The sequence below is a fragment of the Achromobacter sp. CSND-B12 genome (assembly GCF_052906545.1).
In genome coordinates, this window is the sequence record NZ_JBREGJ010000001.1 from 5,588,220 (window position 1) to 5,611,038 (window position 22,819).

Sequence of the window (22,819 nt, forward strand, 5' to 3'; positions counted from 1 at the left end):
TCACGCATCGTCTTTCCAGAAGGGATAGAAATTGAACCATTGCAGCGGCGTCTGGCGGCACTGCGCGCCGAGGCGATCGGCATAGCGCTGGGCCCAGCGGGCGATCTCGGCCTGGCGCGTGGCGCGGGTCCATTCGACGGCGTCTGCCAGGCGCTCCATCGACATGCGGTGGCGCGCGCCATGGCGGGTGCAGAACAGCAGGTTCACGGGGCAACGCAGCAGCCCGGCCAGCAGCCAGGGGCCCTGCGGCAGCAAGGCGGCATCGCCCAGCAGTTCGACCTGGGCGCTGCGATCGCCCTTGAGCGGCACGCGGTCGCCGGCGATTGCCAGCCATTCGCCGCGTTCCAGGCGTTGAGCCAGGTCGAGCATGACGCCGGCATCCAGTTCGCTGACCTGGATCATGCGCAGGCCGCCGCCGGCTTCTTCCAGCAGCCGGCCGAAGTTCACCGCGTGCCGCGTATGCACCAGCACGTTCAAATGGAGCCGGCCGGACTGCTCGGCCAGCGCGCGGCAGACCTCGATGTTGCCCAGGTGCGAACCCACCAGGATCTGGCCGCGGCCGGCGCCCATCTGCGCCTGCAGGCCGTCTGGGTCGTCGATGTCCAGGTCCGCCAGGGTGATTCTGCCTTGCCACACGTCGAGCTTGTCGAGCAGCGCCTGCGCGAAGGCCAGGTACTGGCGGTAGACCGGGAAGGGCGTGGGCAGCGGCGCGGCCAGCGCGCCACCGCGCGCCAGGCGCCGCTGGTAGGCGCCGATGGCGCGCCGGGCGCGCGGTCCGAAGACATAGAAATACAGCACCACCAGCCATATCACCGGCGCCACCGCGCGCCGGCCGATGCGGCGCGCGGCCCACGCGGTCAGGCGCAGCAGGGCGGGGCTGCCCCGTTCGCGTTGACCGGCCCAGTGCGGATCGGCCGCCGTCATGGACGCGGTCCCGCGGTCAGGCGGCGCAGCAGCAACGCCGGCGATCGCGCCAGCATGCCGAAGAACAGGCGCGCGTGCATGCGGCTGATCAGCAGGTTGTCGCGCAGCGCCTTGAAGTGCGAAACGCCGCCAACCGGGTAGACGACTCGCGTGGGCAGCCAGGTCATGGGCACGCCGCGCCAGTGCAGGCGCACCAGGATGGCGATGTCGAAGTCCATGCGGCGTCCCACCTGCGCGCCGTCGATCACCCGCAGCACGGATTCGAGCGGGTAGATGCGAAAGCCGCACATGGCGTCCGGGATGTCGAGCGACAGGGTATTGATCCAGACCCAGACGCGGGTCAGCCAACGGCCGTACAACCGGCTGCGGGGGACGTCGCTGCCATAGCGCGGCGCGCCGCAGATGACGGCCGCGGGCCGCGCCCGCGCCGCCTCGGCGAAGGCAGGCACATCGTCCAGCGCATGCTGGCCGTCGGCGTCGACCTGCAGCGCGTGGGTATAGCCCAGGCGCCGCGCCGCGCGCAGCCCATCCTGCACTGCCGCGCCCTTGCCGCCGTTGCGCGCGCGCCGCAGCAGGTGCGTGCCTGGCAGGGTCGCCAGCGCATCGAGCACGGCGGCGCAGTCGGGGGCCGACCCGTCGTCCACCAGCACGCACGGCAATCCATGCGCCGCCAGTTGCGCGTGCACCGCCGCCACGGTGGCGCCATGGTCGTAGACCGGGATCACCGCGCACAGCCTATGCGGCGCCATGGCGGTCTCCGTGCAGCACGCGGCCCGACGAGCAGGGCTGGTCGCCCAATGTGTAGGTGAAGTACAGCTTTTGCTTGCCGGCGTCCCAGCGCAGGGTGAGTTCGGCCGTGTCGCCGGGCCGCAGCAGGCGCTGGAACTTGAGCGCCTCCATGCCGGCAAAGCGCAAGGCCGGCCGCAGGTCGCGCTGCGCCAGCGCCATGGCCCAGCCGATCTGGACCACGCCCGGCACCACCGGCGCGCCGGGGAAGTGGCCGCTGAAGTGCGCCAGGTCATAAGGAACATCGATACGGTAGCGACATTCGCCGGGCCCGTCGGCCGGCAGCGGCGCGGCCGCCGGTTGGCGCGGGCGCGGGCCGGCCGCGGCCTCGAAATCGGATTGGGTCAGCTTGCCCTGGCTGTTGTACGGCAACTGGCGCAACAGCCGCCAGCCGCGCGGAATGGCCAGCGATTCGAAACCCGTGGCGAGGTGGCGGCGCAGGGCGTCCACCAGCGCGCGCCGGCCCTGGTTGCGCAGGATGTGCAGGCCCGCCGCGCTCAGCGCCACCAGCGCCGTCAGGCGCGGATTGCCCGCGACCTGGCCCACGCGCGCCTCGGTCACCCAGGCATGGCGGGCCAGCGCCTGTTCGAGCATGGGCAGGGCGACGCGCTTTTCCTCGATCTTGACGATGCGGTCCAGCCGGCCCAGCAGCTGGAAACCGCCTTCGACCATCTCCGCGGCGTCGGCGGTCAGGGTGTCGGCGGCGTCGATCCATGGCGACGCCGCGCGCAACGCGCCGCGCGGGTCCAGGCCGACTTCGACGCCGGCCAGGGGCTGCCACGGGTCCGCGCCGCAGCGCCAGGCGATCGATCCGGTTTCGGAACTGCCGTAGATGTCGATGGGGCGCTGGCCCAGTTGGCGGCCGATGTGTTCGGCCACCTCCGGCGGCAGGACCCCGCCCGCGCAGTACAGGCGGACCAGCCGGCCACGCAGGCGCGATCCGTCGAGCCGCTCGCCCAGCCGGCGCAGCAACGCCGGGCTGGCGATCCAGGTGAAAGTGGCATGGCGCAGGCTGGCCTGTTGCAGTTCTTCGGGATAGAGCCTTTGCGGGCGGTCGATGGGGCGGCCGGCGCACAGCGGCCACAGTACGCGATAGGGCAGGCCGTACATGTGCTGCGCCGACACGCTGCCGAGTACCGGGCCGCCGTCGTCGGGCCACTGTTGCCGCAGCGCCTCGACCTCGCGCATGAGCTGGTCCCAGCTCTTGCCGACGGGCTTGGGCGCGCCGCTGGAGCCGGACGTCCACAACACCAGCCGCTGCGCCGGATCGAGGACTGCGGGCGGCAGGGCCGGCGCGTGCTGCAATTGCTCCAGGCGCCATGCCTGGCACGCCGAAGGCAGCGCCGCGGCGTCGCTCAACCAGATGTCGGCATCGAGCGCGGCGCAGGTGTCCGGCCGCACGTCGGCTGGCAGCACGGCGGTGATGCCGGCCCGCCCGCAGGCGAACAGGGCGATGGCGAGCGCGACGGCATCTTCGAACCAGAGCGCGGCGCGCCGCGCGCCGCGCGCCTGCAAGGCGCCGGCCACGGCCAGGCATTGCGCGGCGAATTCCCGCCGCGACAGCGCCGGCTCGTCCGCGACCCGCGCGTCGCCGGCGGGCGCGGCCTGCGGCAGCAGCAGGTGTGTGAGCGCGGTCCAGGCCACGGTTCAGGCCGCCTTGGCCGCGGCGGGGCGCAGCAGCCATTCCGCGCCCATCAACAGGCCCATCAGCACGTAGCTGATGGCGCCGTTGTAGGCGGTCCACCAGCTCCATGGGCCCCAGGCGGCGAGCATCGCCGCGACCGTGCCGTTGATGGCGAAAAAGCCGCACCAGACCCGCGTGACCGCGCGCGTGTAGCGCACCCCGGCGGGGGGCAGGTCGGGGTGGCGCAGGCGCGCCAGGCGTTCGACCACGGGGCGCCCGCGATGCAGGCTGGCGCCAAAGAGGACCAGCAGCATGCCGTTGACCATGACCGGATACCAGCGCAGCCAGTCCGGCGAATTGGTCGCCGCCAGCACCACGCAGAACGCGACCGCGGCCAGCGGCAGCAGGCGCCCGCCCGGTTCGCCGCCGCGTCCGGCCGCCAGGCCTCGCGCCAGCCACAGCAGGGCCAACGGCAGCGCCAGCCAGGCCGCGCTGACCCGCCCCAGCGTCGCATACACGACGAAGGGATAGGCCAGGCCCGCCACGGCCAGCACGCACGCCACCCCGCGTTTCATGCGTCGGCGTCCTGTTGCTGCTTCTGGTACATGGCCTGCACCACGTCGTCAACGGTACGGACGCTGCGAAAATCGTTGGCGTCGAGCTTGCGGCCGGTCTTGCGGCGCACCTGGTCGATCAGGTCGATGGCGTCGATGCTGTCGATCTGGAGGTCGGTGTACAGGTTGGCCTGCGGTGTGATGCGTTCGAGCTCGACCTCGAACAACTCGTTGAGCGTATCGCGCAGCGTGTTGTAGATTTCCTCGCGGGTCTGCATAGTCAATTCCATTGCCTCAGTTGCGGCGCTGCGCCGCGACGAATTCGGCCAGGTTGGCGATGCTGGCGAAGTGCTCGCGCATATTGCGCGTTTCGGGGTCGATGCTGATGCCGTAGCGCTTTTGCAGCGCCAATCCCAGTTCCAGCGCGTCCACCGAGTCCAGGCCCAGTCCGTCGCCGAACAGGTTGGCCTCGCGATCGATGTCGTCGGGGCCGATATCCTCCAGCCCCAGCGATTCGATGACGAGCGTCTTGAGCTCAGTTTCCAGTTGATTCATCCCGTTCGGGCTCCACTTGCGGCGCTTGTTGCGCGTGTTCGTTGTCGGGCCCGGCGGCGGGCCCAGGGGAGCCGGCCGCCGCGGCGGGGCGCGTCAGCTCGGCTTCGAAATAGGCATGTAGATAATCGTTCATCCTGCGTCCTGCGATCGGCAGTGGATGCGCATCGGACCAGGTGGCCGGATCGAGGTCCTCGCCCACCTGGATGGTGTATCGCATGCGGCAGGGCGGGATGCGATACCACGGTTCGCCCTTGGTCAGGCTGCGCGGATTCATGCGGATCACCACCGGCGTCACCACGCGCGCGCCGCGCAGCGCGATGGCGCAGGCGCCGCGATGAAAGCGCGGCAGGCTGTCGGGCGGGGTGCGGGTGCCTTCCGGGAATACGATCAGGGTCTCGCCGGCGCGCAGCACGGCGGCGGCGCGGTCGAACATGTCGAAGCTCTCGTCGTTGGTGATATAGCCGGCGCTGCGGATGGGGCCGCGCATGAACGGATTGCGCGCCAGGCCGTGCTTGACGATGCAATTGGCGTTGCCGACGTGCCCCACCAGGAACACCACGTCCAGCAGGGACGGGTGGTTGGCCAGGATCATCTGGCCGGGACGGCCCAGGCGCTCGGCGCCCTTGAATTCGACCGTCAGGATGCCGACCCGCACCATGAAGCGGATGAAGCAGCGGAAGGTGCCGTTGAGCGCCCGGCGCGCGCGGCGCTGGCGATCGGCGGCGCTGCCGGGAATCAGCCGTTGCGGCGGAAACACCAGCAGCCGCAGCAGCAATCCGCCCACGCCGAACAACGTAAAGGCCATGCCGGTGGCGAACAGGCGCCACAGCCAGAAATCCTGGCGCGCTTGGGGGGGGGCGGGCGTCATGCCGAGCGGGTCCAGAGCCAGTGGCGGCCGCGGTTGGCGTGCAGCCAGCGCGGCGTGCGCAGCGCCAGGTGGCGCAGCAGGTTCAGCGCGTTGGGCCAGCCGGGCGCCGCGCTGTCCGCGGCCGTGCCGTCCGGGCGGGAGGCCGGGTCGGCGCTGTTTTCGAGCCGCCAGTCGCACCCCGCGCGCAGGCGAAAGGCCGCCGCGTAGGAAAAGGGCACGTCATCGATCCATGGCGAATAGGGCGCTGGCGGGCGTTCTTCGGCCAGCACCACCAGCACGTTGTCGTGGCCTTCGGCCAGCAGCAGGCCGGCCTCCAGGAACGCGAGTTCCAGCCCGTCTTCCTCGGCCGACAGCGCGACCGACTCGTCGGTTTCGCGGCGTATGATGGACCACTGTCCGGCGATGGCGTTGTGCACCGACAGGCCGAATGCGGTGGGCGACAACGGCTCGCCGGCCGCCAGCGCCTGCAGCAGGCCGAAACTGCGGGTGGTCTCGCCGTGCCGCGATGCGAATACCAGCGGCATGGGCGGCTGGCCGGCGGCCACCGGCCAGGCGCACTCGAATACCGCGCGCGCCATCGGGCTGAGCCGGCGGCGCTGCATCGGCGGCAGGAATTCGAGGCGCGGCGGGCTGGGTTCACCAACGGGACAATAAGGATGTTCAGCCCAGTGCAGCCAGCTGCCCGCGTCTTGCATACCCGATGTCCAACCCTGCCATTGCGCGATGGAGAAGGTCAACATAGCGCGCGATCTTACACCGATCGCAAACCCTGAAATTATTCAAAAACGTCACTAAAAAACTTAATTTGTCCCTTATTTTTGTTTTTCCTGATCGACGTGCAGCCCGACCGCATTGACGCCAGCCGGCTCTCCCTTTCCTTGTGGTGGGCCGACGAAGGCGCGGCCGGCGCGTATCGGACCCAGGCCCTGTCGCCCGAGGATGCCGCGCGCGCCGCGGCCATACGCTCGCCCAAGGCAACCCGCGACTGGCGGGTCAGCCGCGCATTGCTGCAGTGCGTGCGGGAGGCGATGCCGGCGCCGCATACGCTGTCGCTCAGCCACAGCGGCGGCCGCGCCCTGTGCGCGCGGGCGCCGGCGGACTGGGCCGTGGGGGTCGACCTGGAACGGATGCGGCCGCGCGCCACGGCCGCCCTGGCCGACTGGATCTGCGACGAGCCCGAACGGGCCTGGTTGCGGCAGGCGGATGGCGCCGTCCGGCTCGAGCGCTTCTACCTGATGTGGACCCTCAAGGAAGCCTTTGTGAAAGCGGCCGGCCTGGATTTTCCGGCGGACATGGCAGCTGCCGGCCTGGCGCCGGACGCGTCGGGGCAGGTGGAGCTGCGTCCCCCGCCCGGCCACTGGAACGCGGCGGCCTGGCGTCTTGGCGCAGACTGGATGGCGGCGGCCGTGTGGCGCGCCGACAGCGGCGGGGCGGCGCGCATCGAGTGGCGCGCGGCGCTCTCCTGCGCTTGGCCCGAACGGCGCGAATTGGGCCGCTGGGCGGGGCGCGGCGCTTGAGCGCACGGGCGGATTTTGTGCGCCGCACTTAAACATGTATTATTAATGCATGTTTAAAAAAGGGTGGCTTCGGCGCCATCCGCAGCGCAAGGAGCAGTCGATGTTGAGCCCGCAAATCCGCGTCCTGGTCAAAGCCACGGCCCCGGTCCTGAAAACCCATGGCGTGGCGCTGACCCGCCATTTCTATGCCCGCATGTTCCAGCACAATCCGGAACTCAAGCACGTCTTCAACCAGGGCCACCAGGCGGGCGGCGAGCAGCAGCAGGCGCTGGCCGGCGCGGTCGCGGCCTACGCCGAGCACATCGACGATCCCTCGGTGCTGGCGCCGGTGGTGACGCGCATCGTCCACAAGCATGTCAGCCTGGGCATCCGGCCCGAACACTACCCGATCGTGGGCAAGCACCTGCTGGCGTCGATCCGCGAGGTGCTGGGCGAGGCCGCCACCGATGAGCTGGTCGACGCCTGGGCCGCCGCTTATGGACAGCTGGCCGACATGTTGATCGCCGAAGAGGCGCGCCTGTATGTGGACTCGGCCACCAAGCCGGGTGGCTGGACCGGCTGGCGCGCCTTTCGCGTGGTCGGCAAGCAGCCCGAAAGCGCCGAGATCACCTCGTTCTACCTGGCGCCCGCCGACGGCGGCGAGGTCCCGGCGTATCGCCCCGGCCAATATGTGTCGGTGCGGGTCTACGTGCCCGAACTGGGCCTGATGCAGCCGCGCCAGTACAGCCTGTCGGACGCGCCCGGCCAGGGCCGGCTGCGGATTTCCGTCAAGCGCGAGGCGGGCGGCGCGCAGAACCCGGCCGGGCGCGTGTCCAACGCGCTGCACGACCATCTGCAGGAAGGCGGGGTGCTGGACGTGGCGCCGCCGCAGGGCGATTTCCACCTGCGCGAGGACAGTGACGCGCCCGTGGTGCTGCTCAGCGGCGGAGTGGGGCTGACCCCCATGGTTTCCATCCTGAACCACCTGGTGGCAACCGACGATCCCCGCCAGATCCGCTTCGTGCACGGCTGTCGCAACAACGCGGTGCACGCCATGAAAGACCACGTCAACACCATCGCCGCGAGCCGCGGCAACGTGCGCAAGGCGGTGTTCTACGAGGAGGTCGGCAGCGGCGACCGCAAGGGCCGCGATTACGACCACAGCGGCCGCGTCGACCTGAACGCCATCCGCGACGAGGCCATCGTGCCGGGCGCCGACTACTACCTGTGTGGTCCGTCGGGCTTCATGCGGGCGCAGCGCGAAACGCTGCTGGCGCTGGGCGTGGCGCCCGAGCGGATCCACGCCGAGGCCTTCGGCAGCGGCGGCGCGCCGGCCTGACCGGTGTATCCTGGCGGCCATGCAACTGACCCGATTCACCGACTTCGGCCTGCGGGTACTGATGTACCTGACGCAGTGCCGCGACCGGCCCGCGGCGGTCACCATCCCGGAGATCGCCGCGCGCTTCGACCTGTCGCGCAACCACCTGGTCAAGGTGGTGCACTTCATGTCGCAGCGCGGCTGGGTCAGCACCGCGCGTGGCAAGGGCGGCGGGCTGGCGCTGGCGCGCCCGGCCGGTGATTACCGCCTGGGCGACCTGGTGCGTGAACTGGAGCAGCAGGGGCCGCTGATCGACTGCCGCGAACCGCCCTGTGCGCTGGACGGCGCCTGCCGCCTGTCGGGCGTGCTGGCGCAGACCCTGCAGGCGTTCTACGAGGCGCTCAACGGCTATTCCCTGGCCGACCTGGTGCGCGATCCGACCGCCGCCGCCATCATCAAGCTGCACCGCGCCGCCTGACGGCCGCGCCGACTGCGGCGCCGGCCGGCGTAGCCCGGCCGTGACGCCAGCCTCCGAGGGTCGGGGCCATGACGCCGGACCATGAGGGCGGGTTATGGGTGCTGGGCCTTTGGTGATTTGCGATCATCCGTCCCCCGCCTCAGAATAAGACCGTTGCCATTTTCTTATTTGGATGCAGGGTATGCGCGTTTGCGTAATCGGTGCCGGAGTCGTGGGCGTCACCTCCGCGTACTTCCTGGCGCGCCAGGGCCATGACGTCGTGCTGGTCGACAGCCACGCCCATCCGGCCGAGGTGTCCAGCTACGCCAATGGCGGCCAGCTCAGCTACAGCTATGTCGCGCCGCTGGCCGGGCCGGGCGTGCTGCCCAGCGTGCCAGGCTGGCTGCTGCGCGAGGATTCGCCGCTGCGCTTCCGGCCGCGGCTCGATCCCCACCAATGGCGCTGGTGCCTGAGTTTCGCGCTGGCCTGCCGCGCATCGGTGGCGCGCGAGTCCACCGCGCAATTGCAGGCGCTGTCGTTCCTCAGCCGCGATGCCATGCATGCGTTGCTGGAGCAGGAAAACCTGGAATTCGGCCATCTCAGGAACGGCAAGCTGATCGCCTACCGCAGCCCGGCCTTGCTGGACAAGGCGCGCGCGCTGGTGGCGTACCAGGCCGCCCACGGCGCCGAACAACAGGTGCTGGACGCCGCCCAGACGCTGGCGCGCGAGCCGGCGCTTGCCGGCATGGGCGCCAGCCTGGCCGGCGCCATCTACACCCCCAGCGAAGAGGCGGGTGACTGCCGCCAGTTCACGCAGGCGCTGTTCGAGCGGCTGCGCGGCCTGTCCAACGTGCAGTGCGCCATGTCCAACCCCGTCGCCGGCCTGCAACGTGAAGGCCGCCGCATCGTCGCCGTGCGCACGCAAGAGGGCGATATCGGCGCCGACGCCGTGGTGCTGGCCACCGGCATCGGCACGCGCGCGCTGCTGCGGCCGCTGGGACACGACGTGCCGCTCTATCCGCTCAAGGGCTACAGTCTGACCGTGCCGCTGGCCGATGACGATGCCGTGGCGCCGCGCATCAGCGTCACCGACTACGAACGCCGCATCGTCTACGCGCGGGTTGGCGGCGTGTTGCGCATTGCCGCCATGGTGGACATCGGCAGCGAAGGCGCGCAGATCGATCCGGCCCGCATCGCGCTGCTCAAGCGCCAGGTGCGCGAGGCCTTTCCGGCACTGGACCTGGAGCAGGCCATTCCCTGGGCCGGACTGCGCCCGGCCACGCCCACCGGCAAGCCGCTGATCGGGCCCAGCCCGGCGGCCGACAACCTGTGGCTCAATATCGGCCAGGGCGCGCTGGGATTCACGCTGGCCTGCGGCAGCGCCGCGCTCCTGACCGCGCAGATGGACGGCCTGGAGGCGCCGCTGGACGCGCTGCCCTTCCGGCCCTGATCGCGGGCTGTCCCTTTTGCGATAGTCGCTGCCTGTTCATCGGCAGACGGGCGCTTCACCGCTCAATAGGATATCGGCCATCCGCCCCCGCGCCCCGCGCGCGGGCGGTGGCCGATTCCCATTTCCGCGAGTGACCCCATCATGTCCTACCTGTTTCCATTGTTCGCCATTCTGTTCTGGGCGGGCAATGTCATCGTTTCCAAGATGGCGGCCAGCGCCATCTCGCCCACCGCCATCACGTTCTACCGCCTGATCCTGGCGCTGGCGATCATGGGGCTGTTCACGGCCGTGCCGGTGTGGCGCAACCGCAAGACCATCCTGCGCCACTGGCCCAAGCTGGCGCTGTATGGCGCCCTGTCGTCGGCGGTGTTCCAGGCGCTGTCGTACCGCGCCGCCGAAACCACCACCGCCACCAACATGGCCATCCTGACCGCGCTGATCCCGCTGCTCAGCATGCTGCTGAGCGTGGTCATCCTGCGCGATCCGCTGACCCTGGGCATGGCGGCCGGCGGCGCGCTGTCGTTCCTGGGCCTGCTGTATCTGGTGGGGCAGGGCGACATGCTGAGCGTCTTCCAGCATGGCATCCACGTCGGCGACGGCCTGATGCTGATGGCGGCCTTCTCCTACGCGCTCTATGGCGTGCTGCTGCGCCACTGGAAGGTGCCGGTGCCGGCCTGGCAATCGACCTTCGTGCAGTCGATCTTCGCGCTGCTGTACATGCTGCCGTTGTACCTGCGGGTGCCGGCCGCGCAGGCGGCGCTGGACATGAAGACGATTCCGCTGATCCTGTACGCCGGCATTTTTTCGTCGGTGCTGCTGTCGTTCCTGTGGATCGAGGGCGTGCATCGCCTGGGGCCGAACCGCTGCAGCATCTTCATCAACCTGTTGCCGCTGTTCACCGCGCTGGCCGCGTTCGTGCTGCTGCGCGAGCAGCTGCGTTCGTATCACCTGCTGGGCGGCGCCGTGACACTGGCGGGCGTGCTGTTGGCGCAGACGGTGCAGCGGCCGCTGTTCGGCCATGGCCGCGCGGCCGCGCAGGCCTGCGGCAAGGCGTGACGGGCGCCGGCGCGGTTCACTCCCGTTCAAGACGGGGCGGGGGCGGCGCCGCATAGTGGCTCTCTTTGACCGGAGAGCCCATGAGCCTTTTCCAGAAAACCGCCATTGCGCTGGCGCGCAGTCCGGGCGCGGGCCGCGCCATGCGCGCCCTGGCCACGCGCAGCGCGCTGGCGCGCCGCTTCGTCGGCGGCGCGGATATCGCCGAGGCGGTGCGCACCGCCACCCGGCTGCGCGAGGTCCACGGCATCCGCGCGTCGCTGTTCTACCTGGGCGAGTACGTGGCGGACCCCGAGGCCATCGAGCACAACACGCGGCAGGCGATGCAGGCCTGCGCCGCGCTGGGCGGCGCGGGGCTGGACGTGCATGTCTCGATCGACCCTACCGCCATCGGCTACATGCGCGACGATGCGCTGGGGCGCGAGAATGCCCGGCGCATCGCGGCGGCGGCGCGCCAGGCCGCGGGCGGCGGGCGTGACTGGGTGGTGCTGGACATGGAGGATTCGGGCCTGCGCGAGCGCACCTGCGCGCTGCACGCCGAACTGCTGCGGGCCGGGCTGCCGGCCGGCCTGACGCTGCAGGCGCGCCGCCGCCGCACCCTGGCCGACCTGGCCCAGGTCGTCGGCCAGCGCACCTCGTTGCGGCTGGTCAAGGGGGCGTTCCCGGAACGCGCGCTGGATCACGCGGGCCGGGCCCGTATCGACCAGGCCTACCTGGACGCGGCCACCCTCATGCTGACGCCGCGGGCGCGCGACGCCGGCTTCCTGCCGGTGTTCGGCACCCATGACGACCGCCTGGCCGGTGCCGTGATGGCGCTGGCGCGCGAGCAGGGTTGGGCCCCCGATGAGTTCGAGTTCGAGATGCTTTACGGCGTGCGGCCCGATTGGCAGCTGGCGCTGCGGCGCCTGGGCTACGCGGTCAGGGTGTACCTGCCGTTCGGGGCCGACTGGTGGCCCTACGCAGTCCGCCGCGTGGGCGAAAATCCACGCAATGCCTGGTTGCTGGCGCGCTCGCTGGCCGCGGACGGCGAGTATTTCGGGTAGCCTGTCGCATTGGCCGGGCGTGCCGAGGCGGCACCCCGAGCGTTCCGGACGGGCGGTTTTTCCATGGCGGTTTCCCAACATATCTGGCATTGCGGCGCGGAGCTGCCCGGCGACGTGCTGATCGCCGACCTGCGCGCCTACCGGTACGACGCGCATTTCCACGACGCCTGGTCGATCGGCGCGATCGCGCGCGGGCGCTGCGCCTTCACGGTGCACGGCCGTCCGTTCGAGGCGGGAGAGGGTGATCTGGTGGTGATCGCCCCGGGTCAGGTGCACACCGGCGGCACCTCGGCCGGCCTGCTCGCCTACCGCATGGCATATATCGAGCCGGCCTGGTTCCAGCAGCATGCGCTGGCCCTGCGCGAGGACGGACTGGGCCTGCCAGGGCCGGTCATCGGCGACGCGGCCTTGTGCGCGCAATGGCTGGCGGCGCTGGCCCCCGACGACACCGATGACGCGGTGCGCCGCGCCCAGTTGTCGGCGGCCCTGTTCCGGCTGCTGGCGGCGCATGGCGCGCCGGCGGGCGGGGCGGCCGAAGCAGCCGATGATGCCGGGCCGATGCCGGCCCGCTCGAGCGGCTCCGATCCCGCGGCCCCGCCGGCCCGGGCCGTTGCCGACGTCTGCGAGCTGTTGCTGCAGCGCATGCGCGCCGATCCCGCCTGCGCGCCTGATCTTGAGGCGCTGGCGCGGGCGGATGGCCGCCATCGCAGCACGCTGGTCAAGCAGTTCGCGCGCCGCTATGGCCTGCCGCCGCAGGCGTGGCTGCGCAACTGGCGGGTGGCGCGCGCCCGTGCGCTGCTGCGCGGCGGCCTGCCTCTGGCCGAGGCGGCGCTGGCCGTGGGCTTTGCCGATCAGGCCCACCTGACGCGGGTATTCAAGCAGGTGTATGGCAGCCCGCCCGGCGTGCTGCGCCGGTCCGCGGCCCGCAAGCGGGCGCAATGACATTCCTGTGGATCATGTAATGGGCGATGAATGATCGGTTGAATCGGCCGATATGGCAGGATTTAATCGACTTATGCGGTGGCTGTTCGCGCCATGTTGATTGATCGGGAGGAATGTGAAATGGATTCGCAACGCATCGCGCTGCGCGCTGCGGACGGGGTGGCGCTGGGGGGGTATGCATGGCGGCACGCCGCTCCCGATCCGGCCGGTCCGCGGCCCGTGGTGGTCATCAACGCCGCCACGTCGGTGCGCTGCCGCTACTACGCGCGTTTCGCGGCCTACCTGCACCAGCACGGCTTCGACGTGCTGACCTACGACTACCGTGGCATCGGCGAATCGCGTCCCGCGTCCCTGCGCGGTTTCCAGGCATCGTGGATGGACTGGGGAGAAAAGGACTTCGAGGCGGTGCTGGGTTATGTGCGCAGCCATTTCCCCGGCCAGCCGGTGGACGTGGTGGCGCACAGCATCGGCGGTTTCGTCACCGGCCTGGCGCCCTCGGCGCGCGGGCTGCGCCGCATTTTCACCATGGGCGCCCAATACGCCTACTGGCGCGACTACGCCGCCGGGCAGCGCCTGCGCATGCTGGCCAAATGGCATGTCGTGATGCCGCTGCTGGCGGCGTGCCTGGGTTATTTTCCGGGGCGCCGGCTGGGGTGGCTGGAAGACACGCCGCGCGGCGTGGTGCGCGACTGGAGCTTCATGGGCCCGCGCTTCGAGGGGCGGGGCGGGCCGGATCACCGCGTGGCCGCCATGGCGGCGGTGACGGCGCCGATCCTGGCGCTCAGCGTCACCGATGACGAATTCGGCACCGAGGCCGCCGTCGGCCGGCTGCTGGCGTACTTCACCGGCAGCGCCCGCACCCATCTGCGCCTGGCGCCGGCTGCGCTGGGATTGGACGGGATCGGCCACTTCGCTTTTTTCCACGAGCGTTTTCGCGACACGCTGTGGCCGATCGCGCTGGGCTGGCTCAGTCGCGGCGAGCATCGTCTGGCGGGGGCGACGCCCATACGTTGTGACTGCGTGGCGTCTCTAGCCGATAGTCCGAGTATTTCCGCGTGAAGAACTCGGCGCCCAGCGTCTCGGCCGCCCGCAGCGGGTTGCGCGGATCCGCCGCGATTTCGCCGCGGCTGTTGCCGGCGCCATGGACCACGCCGACGAAATCGGCGTGGGTGTAGCGGGCGAATTCCTGCACCTGGTGCACCACGCCCAGGATCGCGCCGGGATAGGTTTCTTCGGAGGCCACGGCCAGGGCCAGCCGCTTGCCGGCCATGCGGGCCTTGACCGCCTCGGGCTCGGGGCCGCTGCCGGCGTAATGCGTGAACGAGCGATCGAAGAACGCCTTGGTCTGCGCCGACATGCCGTACCAGTAGAGCGGGGTGCAGAACAGCACGCCGTCGGCGGGCAGGAAGTGTTTCAGGAACAGCTCGGCGTAGCGGTCGTCCGGCGCCGAGGCATGGCGCAGGTCCGGCAGGAAGCCTTTGATGTAGTCGTCCAGGAACAGCAGGCTGGCGTTGCTGCCGGCGGCCTGCGCGCCGCGTTGCGCCGCGGCGCCGAGCGCGGCGCTGTTGCCGTCGCGGCGAGGGCTGCCGGCCAGGATCAGCAGGCGCTTGGATTGATGATATGAATTCATGTCTGGATGCCTCGATGGGTGGAACATGTGGAACAAACAAAGGAAAATTTACGCACCAATAGGCATCGGGACAAACGATGATTTCTTGGCTAAGATGAGTTCAATTCATCTGGATGGCCTGCCATGTTCGCCTCCCTGCCGGTTACCGCCTTGCGCGCCTTCGAGGCTGCCGCGCGCTTGCGCAGCTTCAAGGCGGCCGCGGCCGAACTGTCGGTGACGCCGACCGCCGTTTCGCACCAGATCAAGGCACTGGAGCGCCACGCCGGCGTGGCGCTGTTCGATCGCGTGCCGCAGGGCGTGCGCCTGACCGACGCCGGCGCCCGGCTGTTCGCCAGCGCGCACGGCGCCTTGCTCGACATCGCCCAGACGCTGGACGCGTTGCGGCCGGCCAGCGCGGCCGGGGCCCTGACCCTGTCCACCACCCATTCCTTCGCGGCGCTGTGGCTGGTGCCGCGGCTCGGCCGCTTCTACCAGGCGTATCCGCAGTACCAGTTGCGCCTGCAGGCGCAGGCCGAGACGATCGACCTGTTGCAGGACGCCAGCGTCGACGTGGCGATCCGCTACAGCCGCCAGCGCTATCCCCTGCTGCACGCGGCGTGTACGCTGCAGGAGCGGTTCGGGGTCTACGGCGCGCCCGCGGTGGTGGCGCAGGCGCGGCGGGCGCGCCCCGCGCTGGTGACCGTGCGCTGGCGCGATTCGGCGCTGTATGACGAGGGCTGGCTGCAGTGGTGCGAGGCGGCCGGGCTGCCGGCCTGGCGCAAACCGGCGGCGCTGCACGCCTATGCGGAAGAGCACTACGCGTTGCAGGCGGCCATCGCGGGGCAGGGACTGGTGCTGGCCAGTTCGGTCATGGTTTCGGATAGTGTCGCGGCCGGCACGCTGGTGCCGCTGCGTTCCGAGGTCAGCGTGGCCGGCGCGGCCTACACCGCGCTGTGCGCGCCGGGGCGCGAGCGCCATCCGCCGGTCAAGGCGTTCCTGGCGTGGCTGCGGCAGGAATTCAAGGACTAGCGGCGGCGTTGGTCGATGCGTGCCGGTCGACGCGCATTCACGGCCGTGCCGGTCGCGGCAACAGCGGCAAGATTGCCAGCATGGCGCCGCCGGCGGCCAGCCAGGCCAGCGGCCAGGACGCGGCCGCCACCAGCCGCGGCAGCGCCAGCGGCGTCAGGAACAATCCCAGGTAGCCGCAGGTGTTGGCCAGCCCCAGCGCGGTGCCGGCGCGGGCGGCGCCGGCCAGCGTGACCAGTTCGGTGTAGGCCACGCCGTGCCAGGCCGAGGCGCAGATGCCGGCGGCGGCCAGCAGCACCGGCACGGCCAGCAGCGCCGCGCGGTTGCCGGGGACCGCGCCCTGGAGCCAGGCCGCGGCCGCCAGCGCCACGAACAACACACAGCCCAGCCACACGCAGCCGCGCAGGTAGGCGCGGCGATTGCCGTGGCGGTCGGTCCAGCGGCCGCCGGCGATGCGCGCCACCATGGCGCCCAGTTGCACCGCCACCATCACGGCGGTCAGCGTGGCGATGCCGGCGCCGCTGAAGTCATGCAGGAATACGGTGGCGAACGTCAGCACCGCGAATTGCGGGCAGCAGAGCAGGCCGATCGCCACCGCCGCGCGCCATACCCTGGCGTCGCGCAGGGGGCTCGACGCGGCGGCGATCGGCGTGGGGGTGGCGGCTCGCGAGGGCGGGGAGGTTGTCGGGGTGTTGCCGCCGGCGTGGGAGGCTGCGGTGTAGCCGGCCGCCGTGGCGGGGTGCGCCCGATCCGGCTCGCGCAGCCATCCCAGCGTCAGCAGCGCGGCGCCCGCACACAGGCCGGCCAGCAGGCCGAAGACCGCGCCGAAACCGGCCCGCGACGCCAGCCAGGGCAGCACCAGCGCGCCCAGTCCGCCGCCCAGCGGCACGGCGGTCTGGCGGATGCTCATCGCCAGGCCGCGCTCGCCTTCGTCGAACCACGCCATCACCGCGCGACCGCTGGCGCCGTTGACGCTGCCGCCCATCACGCCCACCAGCAGCAGGCCGAGCGCCAGCAGCCACAAGGCGGGCGCGACGCCGTGGGCCGGCGCGGCGAACAGACTCATCCAGGCCAGCGCCGCGGCCGTCGCGCCCAGGCCGCCCAGCAGCACCGGCCGGTCGCCCCAGCGGTCGGCCAGCAGGCCCCAGGGCAGCTCGAACAACGCCACGCCCAGGCCGAGCACGCCGAGCGCCAGGCCCAGGGCGTCGTTGTCCAGTTGATAGTCCGCGCGCAGGAAGACGGCGGTGGCGGGCAGGCCGGCCGCCGCTGCGGAGAAGGCAGCATTGGCGGCCACCCCCACCGCCAGCACCTTCCAGCGGTGGGTGGGGCGCGCGGCAGGGGTTGGGGCGGAAAGCACGGAGGCGGGCAGGGACATGACGGTTCCAGATGGGATTGACGCGGCAAAGTCTGCGCCCGTAACATCATTCTGAAAATCGGGAAATTTTTAACTAAAGATTTTGAAAAACGGGATGATCAGGCCTGTCACCTTTGACCTGGACGTGCTGCGCAGCTTCGTCGCGGGGGTGGAGCTGGGCAGCTTCGGCCGCGCGGCCGACCGCCTCGGGCGCTCGACTTCGGCCGTCAGCGCGCAGTTGAAAAAACTCGAGGAACAGGCCGGCGTGCCGCTGCTGCGCAAGGCCGGTCGCGGCCTGGCGCTGACCGACGCGGGCGAGACCATGCTGGCGTACGCGCGCCGGCTGCTGGATCTGAACGATCAGGCTTCGGTGGCGGTGCGCGGCACGCGCCTGCAGGGGCGGGTGCGCCTGGGTCTGCAGGAGGATTTCGGCGAGATCCTGCTGCCGCGCGTGCTGGGCCAGTTCGCCCGCGCCCATCCGCAGGTGCGGATCGAAGCGCGGGTGGCGCGCAATGCCGAGCTGCTCGAACGCGTGGCGGCGGGCGAACTGGACCTGGCGCTGGCCTGGGACCATGACGCGGCGCGGCCGCATGGCCAGCGGCTGGCTGAACTGCCGCTGTGCTGGATCGGTCCGGCCGCGACGGGCCCGGTGCGCGATGCCGACGGCGCCTGGCCGCTGGTGGCGTTTGAGGCGCCCTGCCTGTTCCGCAGCCGCGCCACCGATGCCCTGGACCGCGCCGGCATCGCCTGGACCTCGGCTTTCATCAGCCCCAGCCTGGCGGGCCTGTGGGCGGCGGTCAGCGCGGGGCTGGGGCTGATGGTGCGCACGCCGCTGGGGCTGCCCGCCGGGTTGCGGGTGATGGCGCCGGGCGAGCAGGGCCTGCCGTCGTTGCCGCCGTTGTCGTTGTCGCTGTATCACGCGCAAGGCCGGCCCGGCCCGGTGGCCGCGGCCCTGGCCGATATCGTGCGGCGCTGCGTGCGCGACAGCGTCGCGGCGCTGCCGGCCGTGCCGGGCCTGCCGGCGCGCGTCCCTTCCGAGGAGGCCGAGCGCCTTGAACCGATTCCATGAAATGACTGTCTTCCTGGCGGTGGCCGAGGCCCAGAGCTTCGCCGCCGCCGCGCGCCGGCTGGCGATGTCGGCGCCGAGCGTGACGCGCAGCGTCGCGGCGCTGGAGCGCCGGCTGGGCACGCTGCTGCTGGTGCGCACCACCCGCAGCCTGCGCCTGACCGAAGCCGGCCAGCGCTACGCGGCCGACTGCCGCGCCATTCTTGAAGCCGTGGAGCAGGCCGACGACGCCGCCGCCGGGGCGATGGCGGCGCCGCGCGGATCGCTGCACATCACCGCGCCGGCGCGCTTCGGTGAACTGCACGTGATGCCGGCGGTGCTGGGCTACCTGCGCCAGCACCGCGAGGTGTCGGTGAACGCCCTGCTGGTGGACCGCGTGGTGAATCTGCTGGACGAGGGCGTGGACGTGGCGGTGCGCATCGGCGCCTTGCCCGACTCGACTCTGACGGCGGTGCCGGTGGGGCAGGTGCGGCGGGTGGTGTGCGCCTCGCCAGAGTTTCTGCAACGCTACGGCACGCCCGACAGCCCCGACGCGCTGGCGCGCTTTTGCACCATCACGGCGGCGATGGAAGGGCGCGGCGCGCAATGGCGTTTCCTGCAGGATGGGCAGCCGCGGCGCCTGCCGCTGGCATCGCAGTTGACGGTGACCTCGTTCCAGGCCGCGGTGGCGGCGGCCTGCGAGGGCTGGGGGCTGACCCAGGTGGTGTCCTACCAGGTGGCGCGCGACCTGGCCAGCGGCGCTTTGCAGGTGGTGCTGCGCGACTACGAAATGGCGCCGCTGCCGGTGCACGTGGTGTATCCGGAAGGGCGCAAGAGTTCGGCCAAGGTGCGCAGCTTCGTCGACTTCTGCGTCGACGCGCTGCGCCGCGACCTGGCGGCCCTGCCGGCTTGATCCTTTCACTGGCGGCAATGGTGTCTTGCGCGCCGTGGCCGTTCCCCGGCGGGCGCGGGCGGTTCAAGATGGAGGCCTGTTTCCTCTATCCGAGATACCCCATGTCCGCCGCTCCCCTGACGTTCTACAGTTTTCCCCTGTCCGGCCATTCGCACCGCGTGGCCCTGATGCTGTCGCTGCTCGATGTGCCGCACCGCAATGTCGAAGTCGATCTGCGCAGCGGCGCGCAGAAGCGGCCCGAGTTCCTGGCGCTGAACGCGTTCGGCCAGGTCCCGGTGATCGACGACAACGGCGTGGTGGTGGCCGATTCCACCGCGATCCTGGTGTACCTCTGCAAGCGCTACAACGGCCAGGCCTGGCTGCCCGAGGACGCGGTGGGCGCGGCGGCGGTGCAGCGCTGGCTGTCGGCCGCCTCCGGCCCGCTGGCGGCCGGCCCGGCCGCGGCGCGGCTGGTGACGGTGTTCGGCGCCCCGTATGACGTGCCGGCCACGCTGGCGCGCGCGCATGCCTTGCTGGCGGTGATGGAGCGGGAGCTTGCGGCCACCGGCTACCTGGCCGGCGCCGCGCCGACGCTGGCCGACGTGGCCTGCTACACCTACGTGGCGCATGCGCCGGAAGGCAACGTGTCGCTGGCGGATTATCCGCGGGTGCGCGACTGGCTGGCGCGGATCGAGGCGCTGCCGCGCTTCGTGCCGATGGTGGCGTCTCCCGTGGGATTGCGGGCGGCGTGAACGCAAGCGCCCGCGCGCAAGGAGCCTGACATGAATACGACCACGACGAGTCCGCTTGGCGCCGCGCCGGCCGGCGGTTCGACGGCTGCCGCGACGGCGACCGGCCAGCCGGCCGCGGCCGCGCCCGCGATGCCCTGGCACGCGGGCGAACTGCGGTTGCAGGCGCATATCGGCATGGCCGAGCGCATGGCGCAGGTGGGCGCGAAAGTGATCCGGCCGTACATGCCGGACCAGCACCGCGCCTTCTTCGCGCAACTGCCGTTCCTGGTGGCCGGCGCGGTCGACGGCCAGGGCGATCCCTGGGCCGGCGTGCTGGAGGGCGAGCCGGGCTTCGCCGTGTCGCCGGACCCGCAGACCCTGCAGGTGGCCGCGCTGCCGGATGCCGATGATCCGCTGCGCGCCGGCCTGGGGCCGGACCAGCCGGTGGGCCTGCTGGGCATCGAACTGCACACGCGCCGCCGCAACCGCATGAACGGCCGCATCACCGCGTGGGACGGCAGGCGTTTCGCGGTCACGGTGGCCGAGTCGTTCGGCAACTGCCCGCAGTACATCCAGGCGCGTGATTTCCATTTCTCGCGCTCGCCGTCCCTGCGTTTTCCGGGGGCGGCGCGCGAGCGGACCGGTCTGGCCGACGCCGACCGGGCGCTGATCGCGCGCGCCGACACGCTGTTCGTGGCGACCTATGCCGATACCGACGAGGCCGGCCGCCGGATCGACGTCTCGCACCGTGGCGGCATGCCGGGGTTCGTGCGCGTCGACGGCGACACGCTGACGATCCCGGATTTCTCCGGCAACCGCTTTTTCAATACGCTGGGCAACATGGTGCTCAATCCGCGCGCCGGGCTGCTGTTCATCGATTTCGAGCGCGGCGACGTGCTGCAGGTGTCGGGGCGCGCCGAGGTGATCCTGGACAGTCCGGAGATCGCCACCTTCGCGGGGGCCGAGCGGTTGTGGCGCGTCCACGTGCGGCGGGTGCGGGCCAGGCGGGGCGCGCTGGCGCTGCGGTGGCGCTTTGGCGGCTATTCGCCGACCGCGCTGGCCACGGGGCAGTGGCCGCAGGCCGCCACGGCCTGAGCGGCCAATGGCAGGGGGCGTGCGGCAGGGTCAGGCGCGGTCGGCGCCGACCTTGCGCACCACGGTGTCGTCCGGCGCCAGCACGCGGCCGTCCTGGGCGCGGATCTCCAGGCGCTGTACCGGCTGGCCGCGCTTGCGGTCGATGAGCGTGGAGTGCGGCTCGGCGGGGCCGTAGTAATGGTCTTGGCCCCATTGGCGCAGGCCGACGATGACGGGAAACAGCGCCTGGCCTTTTTCCGTCAGTACGTATTCCTGGTAGGCGCTGCCGTCGGACGCCGGCACGGCCGCCAGGATGTCGTGCGCGACCAGGGTGCGCAGGCGGTCGCTGAGGATGTTCTTGGCCACGCCGAGGCTTTTCTGGAATTCGCCGAAGCGGCGCACGCCGTCGAAGGCGTCGCGCACGATCAATAGCGACCACCAGTCGCCGATGGCGTCCAGCGCGCGCGCCACCGGGCAGGCGGCGCCTTCGAGACTGGTGCGTTTGACCATGTCGTCCTGACCTTTGCCGCGCATCGCGGCGGGGAGATATGTCGAATGTTTGGTTGCATTATAAAACCTCAGGGTCTAGCATTCTGGTTTTGTAATGAAACCACTTGAGGCCGTCATGCCAGACCAGACCGATCCTGCCCCTGCTGCTCCGCCATCTCCTTCATCTCCTTCATCGCCGGCATCCCCGGCGTCCAACGAACCCACAGCATCCGCTGCATTCGCGGCCTCTGCGGGATCCAGGGCATCCGCGGCATCCACGGCATCTGCCGCATCTGCGCCCGCCACGCCATCCGTCGATCGCCTGCCCGCCGCCCTGGTGCTGCTGCTGGCCGTGGCCTGCGCCTTGAGCGTGGCCAACGTCTACTACGCGCAACCGCTACTGGACGCCATGGGCCGCGAGTTCCGCCTGGACGAGGGCGCGGTGGGCATCGTCGTCACCGCGACGCAACTGGGCTGCGCGCTGGCGCTGGTGCTGGTGGTGCCGCTGGGCGACCTGCTCGACCGGCGCCGCCTGATGCTGGCGCAGTTGGGGCTGCTGGTGCTGGCGCTGGCCGCGGTGGCGCTGGCGTCCGCCGCGCCGTGGCTGCTGGCCGGGATGCTGGCGCTGGGCCTGCTCGGCACCGCCATGACGCAGGGCCTGCTGGCGCTGTCGGCGGCGCTGGCCGCGCCGGGCGAACGCGGGCGGGTGGTGGGCGCGGTGCAGGGGGGCGTGGTGATCGGCCTGCTGCTGGCGCGGACCCTGGCGGGCGCGGTGGCCGACCTGTGGGGATGGCGCGCGGTCTACCTGGTGTCCGCCGGCCTGGCCGCGTTGCTGGCGCTGGCGCTGGCCCGCTGGCTGCCGCGCCGCGCCTTGCCGACCGCGGGACTGGGCTACGGCGCGCTGCTGCGCTCGATGTTCACGCTGCTGGCGCACGAGCGGGTGCTGCGGGTGCGCGGCATGATCGCGCTGTTGATGTTCGCCGTCTTCAGCGCGTTCTGGACGGCGCTGGTGCTGCCGCTGAGCGCGCCGCCGTATTCACTGACGCACACCGCGGTGGGCGCGTTCGGGCTGGTGGGCGTGGCCGGGGTGCTGGTGGCGGCGCGGGCGGGGCGGCTGGCCGATCGCGGCCATGCGCAACTGACCACCGGCGCGGGCCTGGCGCTGCTGTGCCTGGCGTGGGTGCCGATCGCCTTCCTGGACCGCAGCCTGTGGGCGCTGGCGCTGGGCGTGCTGGTGCTGGACATCGCGGCGCAGGCGCTCCACGTGACCAACCAGGCCATTATCTTTTCCATCAGCGCGCAGGCGCACAGCCGGCTGGTCGGCGGCTACATGATGTTTTATGCGGTGGGCAGCGGACTCGGGTCGATCGCCTCGACCTTCGTCTATGCGCGCGCGGGCTGGCTGGGCGTGTGCGCGCTGGGCCTGGGACTGAGCCTGGCGGCAACGCTGTTCTGGGCGCTGACGCTGCCGCGCAAGGCGGCGCCGGCGCCGGACTGCGCGGTTGCGCGGCGGGCGTGAGGCCACGCCG

The 22,819-nt window shown here is 71.1% G+C and carries 25 protein-coding genes; 14 read left to right on the plus strand and 11 right to left on the minus strand.

From position 1 onward, the window contains the following. From ACUTAG_RS26305 to ACUTAG_RS26340, 8 genes are read right to left on the minus strand one after another with little or no spacing between them, the layout of a single operon-like run. Positions 1-924: an LpxL/LpxP family acyltransferase gene (locus ACUTAG_RS26305; protein ID WP_026383847.1), complete on the minus strand. Its 924-nt coding sequence runs from the start codon at positions 922-924 to the stop codon at positions 1-3. Further along, the gene (locus ACUTAG_RS26310; RefSeq protein ID WP_026383846.1) at positions 921-1,673 is read right to left on the minus strand and encodes a glycosyltransferase family 2 protein; all 753 of its coding nucleotides are present in this window, start codon (positions 1,671-1,673) and stop codon (positions 921-923) included. The genes ACUTAG_RS26305 and ACUTAG_RS26310 overlap by 4 nt, the downstream gene beginning before the upstream one ends. Next, positions 1,660-3,354, minus strand: coding sequence for an AMP-binding protein (locus ACUTAG_RS26315; RefSeq protein WP_187378258.1), 1,695 nt, complete (start codon positions 3,352-3,354; stop codon positions 1,660-1,662). The genes ACUTAG_RS26310 and ACUTAG_RS26315 overlap by 14 nt, the downstream gene beginning before the upstream one ends. A gap of 3 nt (positions 3,355-3,357) precedes the next feature. Beyond that, positions 3,358-3,909 carry a COG4648 family protein gene (locus ACUTAG_RS26320; protein WP_024068450.1) on the minus strand — a complete coding sequence of 184 codons (552 nt, stop codon included), beginning with the start codon at positions 3,907-3,909 and terminating at the stop codon, positions 3,358-3,360. Next, the gene (locus ACUTAG_RS26325; RefSeq protein WP_006384537.1) at positions 3,906-4,166 is read right to left on the minus strand and encodes an acyl carrier protein; all 261 of its coding nucleotides are present in this window, start codon (positions 4,164-4,166) and stop codon (positions 3,906-3,908) included. Before ACUTAG_RS26325 ends, ACUTAG_RS26320 begins: the two co-directional genes overlap by 4 nt. 16 nt (positions 4,167-4,182) lie before the next feature. Continuing rightward, positions 4,183-4,443, minus strand: a complete 261-nt coding sequence (locus ACUTAG_RS26330) for a phosphopantetheine-binding protein (RefSeq protein ID WP_006384538.1) — start codon at positions 4,441-4,443, stop codon at positions 4,183-4,185. Beyond that, positions 4,424-5,311, minus strand: a complete 888-nt coding sequence (locus ACUTAG_RS26335) for a lysophospholipid acyltransferase family protein (RefSeq protein ID WP_148316637.1) — start codon at positions 5,309-5,311, stop codon at positions 4,424-4,426. The genes ACUTAG_RS26330 and ACUTAG_RS26335 overlap by 20 nt, the downstream gene beginning before the upstream one ends. Continuing rightward, positions 5,308-6,006 (minus strand): beta-ketoacyl synthase chain length factor, encoded by a 699-nt coding sequence (locus ACUTAG_RS26340; RefSeq protein WP_227739908.1) that lies wholly within the window; start codon positions 6,004-6,006, stop codon positions 5,308-5,310. The genes ACUTAG_RS26335 and ACUTAG_RS26340 overlap by 4 nt, the downstream gene beginning before the upstream one ends. A 141-nt stretch (positions 6,007-6,147) precedes the next feature. Between ACUTAG_RS26340 and ACUTAG_RS26345 the strand changes: the two genes are divergently transcribed. From ACUTAG_RS26345 to ACUTAG_RS26380, 8 genes are all read left to right on the plus strand, one after another. Then, positions 6,148-6,828, plus strand: coding sequence for a 4'-phosphopantetheinyl transferase family protein (locus ACUTAG_RS26345; RefSeq protein ID WP_262352213.1), 681 nt, complete (start codon positions 6,148-6,150; stop codon positions 6,826-6,828). Between the two features lie 100 nt (positions 6,829-6,928). Further along, positions 6,929-8,146, plus strand: coding sequence for an NO-inducible flavohemoprotein (gene hmpA / locus ACUTAG_RS26350; protein ID WP_148316639.1), 1,218 nt, complete (start codon positions 6,929-6,931; stop codon positions 8,144-8,146). 19 nt (positions 8,147-8,165) lie between these two features. Beyond that, complete coding sequence (locus ACUTAG_RS26355; protein ID WP_020927101.1) at positions 8,166-8,603, plus strand: Rrf2 family transcriptional regulator; 438 nt, start codon at positions 8,166-8,168, stop codon at positions 8,601-8,603. A gap of 181 nt (positions 8,604-8,784) precedes the next feature. Continuing rightward, positions 8,785-10,032 (plus strand): D-amino acid dehydrogenase, encoded by a 1,248-nt coding sequence (locus ACUTAG_RS26360; RefSeq protein ID WP_026383841.1) that lies wholly within the window; start codon positions 8,785-8,787, stop codon positions 10,030-10,032. Between the two features lie 141 nt (positions 10,033-10,173). Beyond that, positions 10,174-11,088, plus strand: coding sequence for a DMT family transporter (locus ACUTAG_RS26365; protein WP_020927103.1), 915 nt, complete (start codon positions 10,174-10,176; stop codon positions 11,086-11,088). An 80-nt stretch (positions 11,089-11,168) separates the two neighbouring features. Continuing rightward, the gene (locus ACUTAG_RS26370; RefSeq protein ID WP_020927104.1) at positions 11,169-12,128 is read left to right on the plus strand and encodes a proline dehydrogenase family protein; all 960 of its coding nucleotides are present in this window, start codon (positions 11,169-11,171) and stop codon (positions 12,126-12,128) included. Between the two features lie 63 nt (positions 12,129-12,191). Further along, the gene (locus ACUTAG_RS26375; protein ID WP_026383839.1) at positions 12,192-13,070 is read left to right on the plus strand and encodes an AraC family transcriptional regulator; all 879 of its coding nucleotides are present in this window, start codon (positions 12,192-12,194) and stop codon (positions 13,068-13,070) included. A 120-nt stretch (positions 13,071-13,190) separates the two neighbouring features. Further along, entirely contained in the window at positions 13,191-14,129 is a 939-nt protein-coding gene (locus ACUTAG_RS26380) for an alpha/beta hydrolase family protein (protein WP_024068457.1), read from the plus strand. Here ACUTAG_RS26380 and ACUTAG_RS26385 read toward each other — a convergent pair. Beyond that, a complete protein-coding gene (locus ACUTAG_RS26385; protein ID WP_148316641.1) occupies positions 14,038-14,700 on the minus strand; it encodes a flavodoxin family protein in 663 nt (220 codons plus the stop codon). The two genes, ACUTAG_RS26380 and ACUTAG_RS26385, sit on opposite strands and share 92 nt — an antisense overlap. Before the next feature lie 123 nt (positions 14,701-14,823). Here ACUTAG_RS26385 and ACUTAG_RS26390 point away from each other — a divergent pair, with 123 nt between their 5' ends. Then, positions 14,824-15,708: a LysR substrate-binding domain-containing protein gene (locus tag ACUTAG_RS26390; protein WP_054447170.1), complete on the plus strand. Its 885-nt coding sequence runs from the start codon at positions 14,824-14,826 to the stop codon at positions 15,706-15,708. A gap of 37 nt (positions 15,709-15,745) precedes the next feature. Here the strand turns inward: ACUTAG_RS26390 and ACUTAG_RS26395 are convergent, their stop codons facing one another. Then, complete coding sequence (locus ACUTAG_RS26395; RefSeq protein ID WP_446650381.1) at positions 15,746-17,080, minus strand: MFS transporter; 1,335 nt, start codon at positions 17,078-17,080, stop codon at positions 15,746-15,748. Between the two features lie 97 nt (positions 17,081-17,177). On the opposite strand from ACUTAG_RS26395, the gene ACUTAG_RS26400 reads away from it, so the two are divergent. From ACUTAG_RS26400 to ACUTAG_RS26415, 4 genes are all read left to right on the plus strand, one after another. Then, positions 17,178-18,128, plus strand: coding sequence for a LysR substrate-binding domain-containing protein (locus ACUTAG_RS26400; RefSeq protein WP_148316906.1), 951 nt, complete (start codon positions 17,178-17,180; stop codon positions 18,126-18,128). A 1-nt stretch (position 18,129) separates the two neighbouring features. After that, complete coding sequence (locus ACUTAG_RS26405; protein WP_148316908.1) at positions 18,130-19,017, plus strand: LysR family transcriptional regulator; 888 nt, start codon at positions 18,130-18,132, stop codon at positions 19,015-19,017. A 101-nt stretch (positions 19,018-19,118) separates the two neighbouring features. After that, complete coding sequence (locus tag ACUTAG_RS26410) at positions 19,119-19,748, plus strand: glutathione S-transferase family protein (RefSeq protein ID WP_020927112.1); 630 nt, start codon at positions 19,119-19,121, stop codon at positions 19,746-19,748. Positions 19,749-19,778: 30 nt separating this feature from the next. Further along, entirely contained in the window at positions 19,779-20,822 is a 1,044-nt protein-coding gene (locus ACUTAG_RS26415) for a pyridoxamine 5'-phosphate oxidase family protein (protein WP_392388239.1), read from the plus strand. A gap of 30 nt (positions 20,823-20,852) precedes the next feature. On the opposite strand, the gene ACUTAG_RS26420 is transcribed toward ACUTAG_RS26415, so the two are convergent. Further along, positions 20,853-21,311, minus strand: coding sequence for a winged helix-turn-helix transcriptional regulator (locus tag ACUTAG_RS26420; RefSeq protein ID WP_026383833.1), 459 nt, complete (start codon positions 21,309-21,311; stop codon positions 20,853-20,855). 301 nt (positions 21,312-21,612) lie between these two features. Between ACUTAG_RS26420 and ACUTAG_RS26425 the strand changes: the two genes are divergently transcribed. Further along, positions 21,613-22,809 carry an MFS transporter gene (locus ACUTAG_RS26425; protein WP_148316912.1) on the plus strand — a complete coding sequence of 399 codons (1,197 nt, stop codon included), beginning with the start codon at positions 21,613-21,615 and terminating at the stop codon, positions 22,807-22,809. The last annotated feature ends 10 nt before the right edge of the window (positions 22,810-22,819 follow it).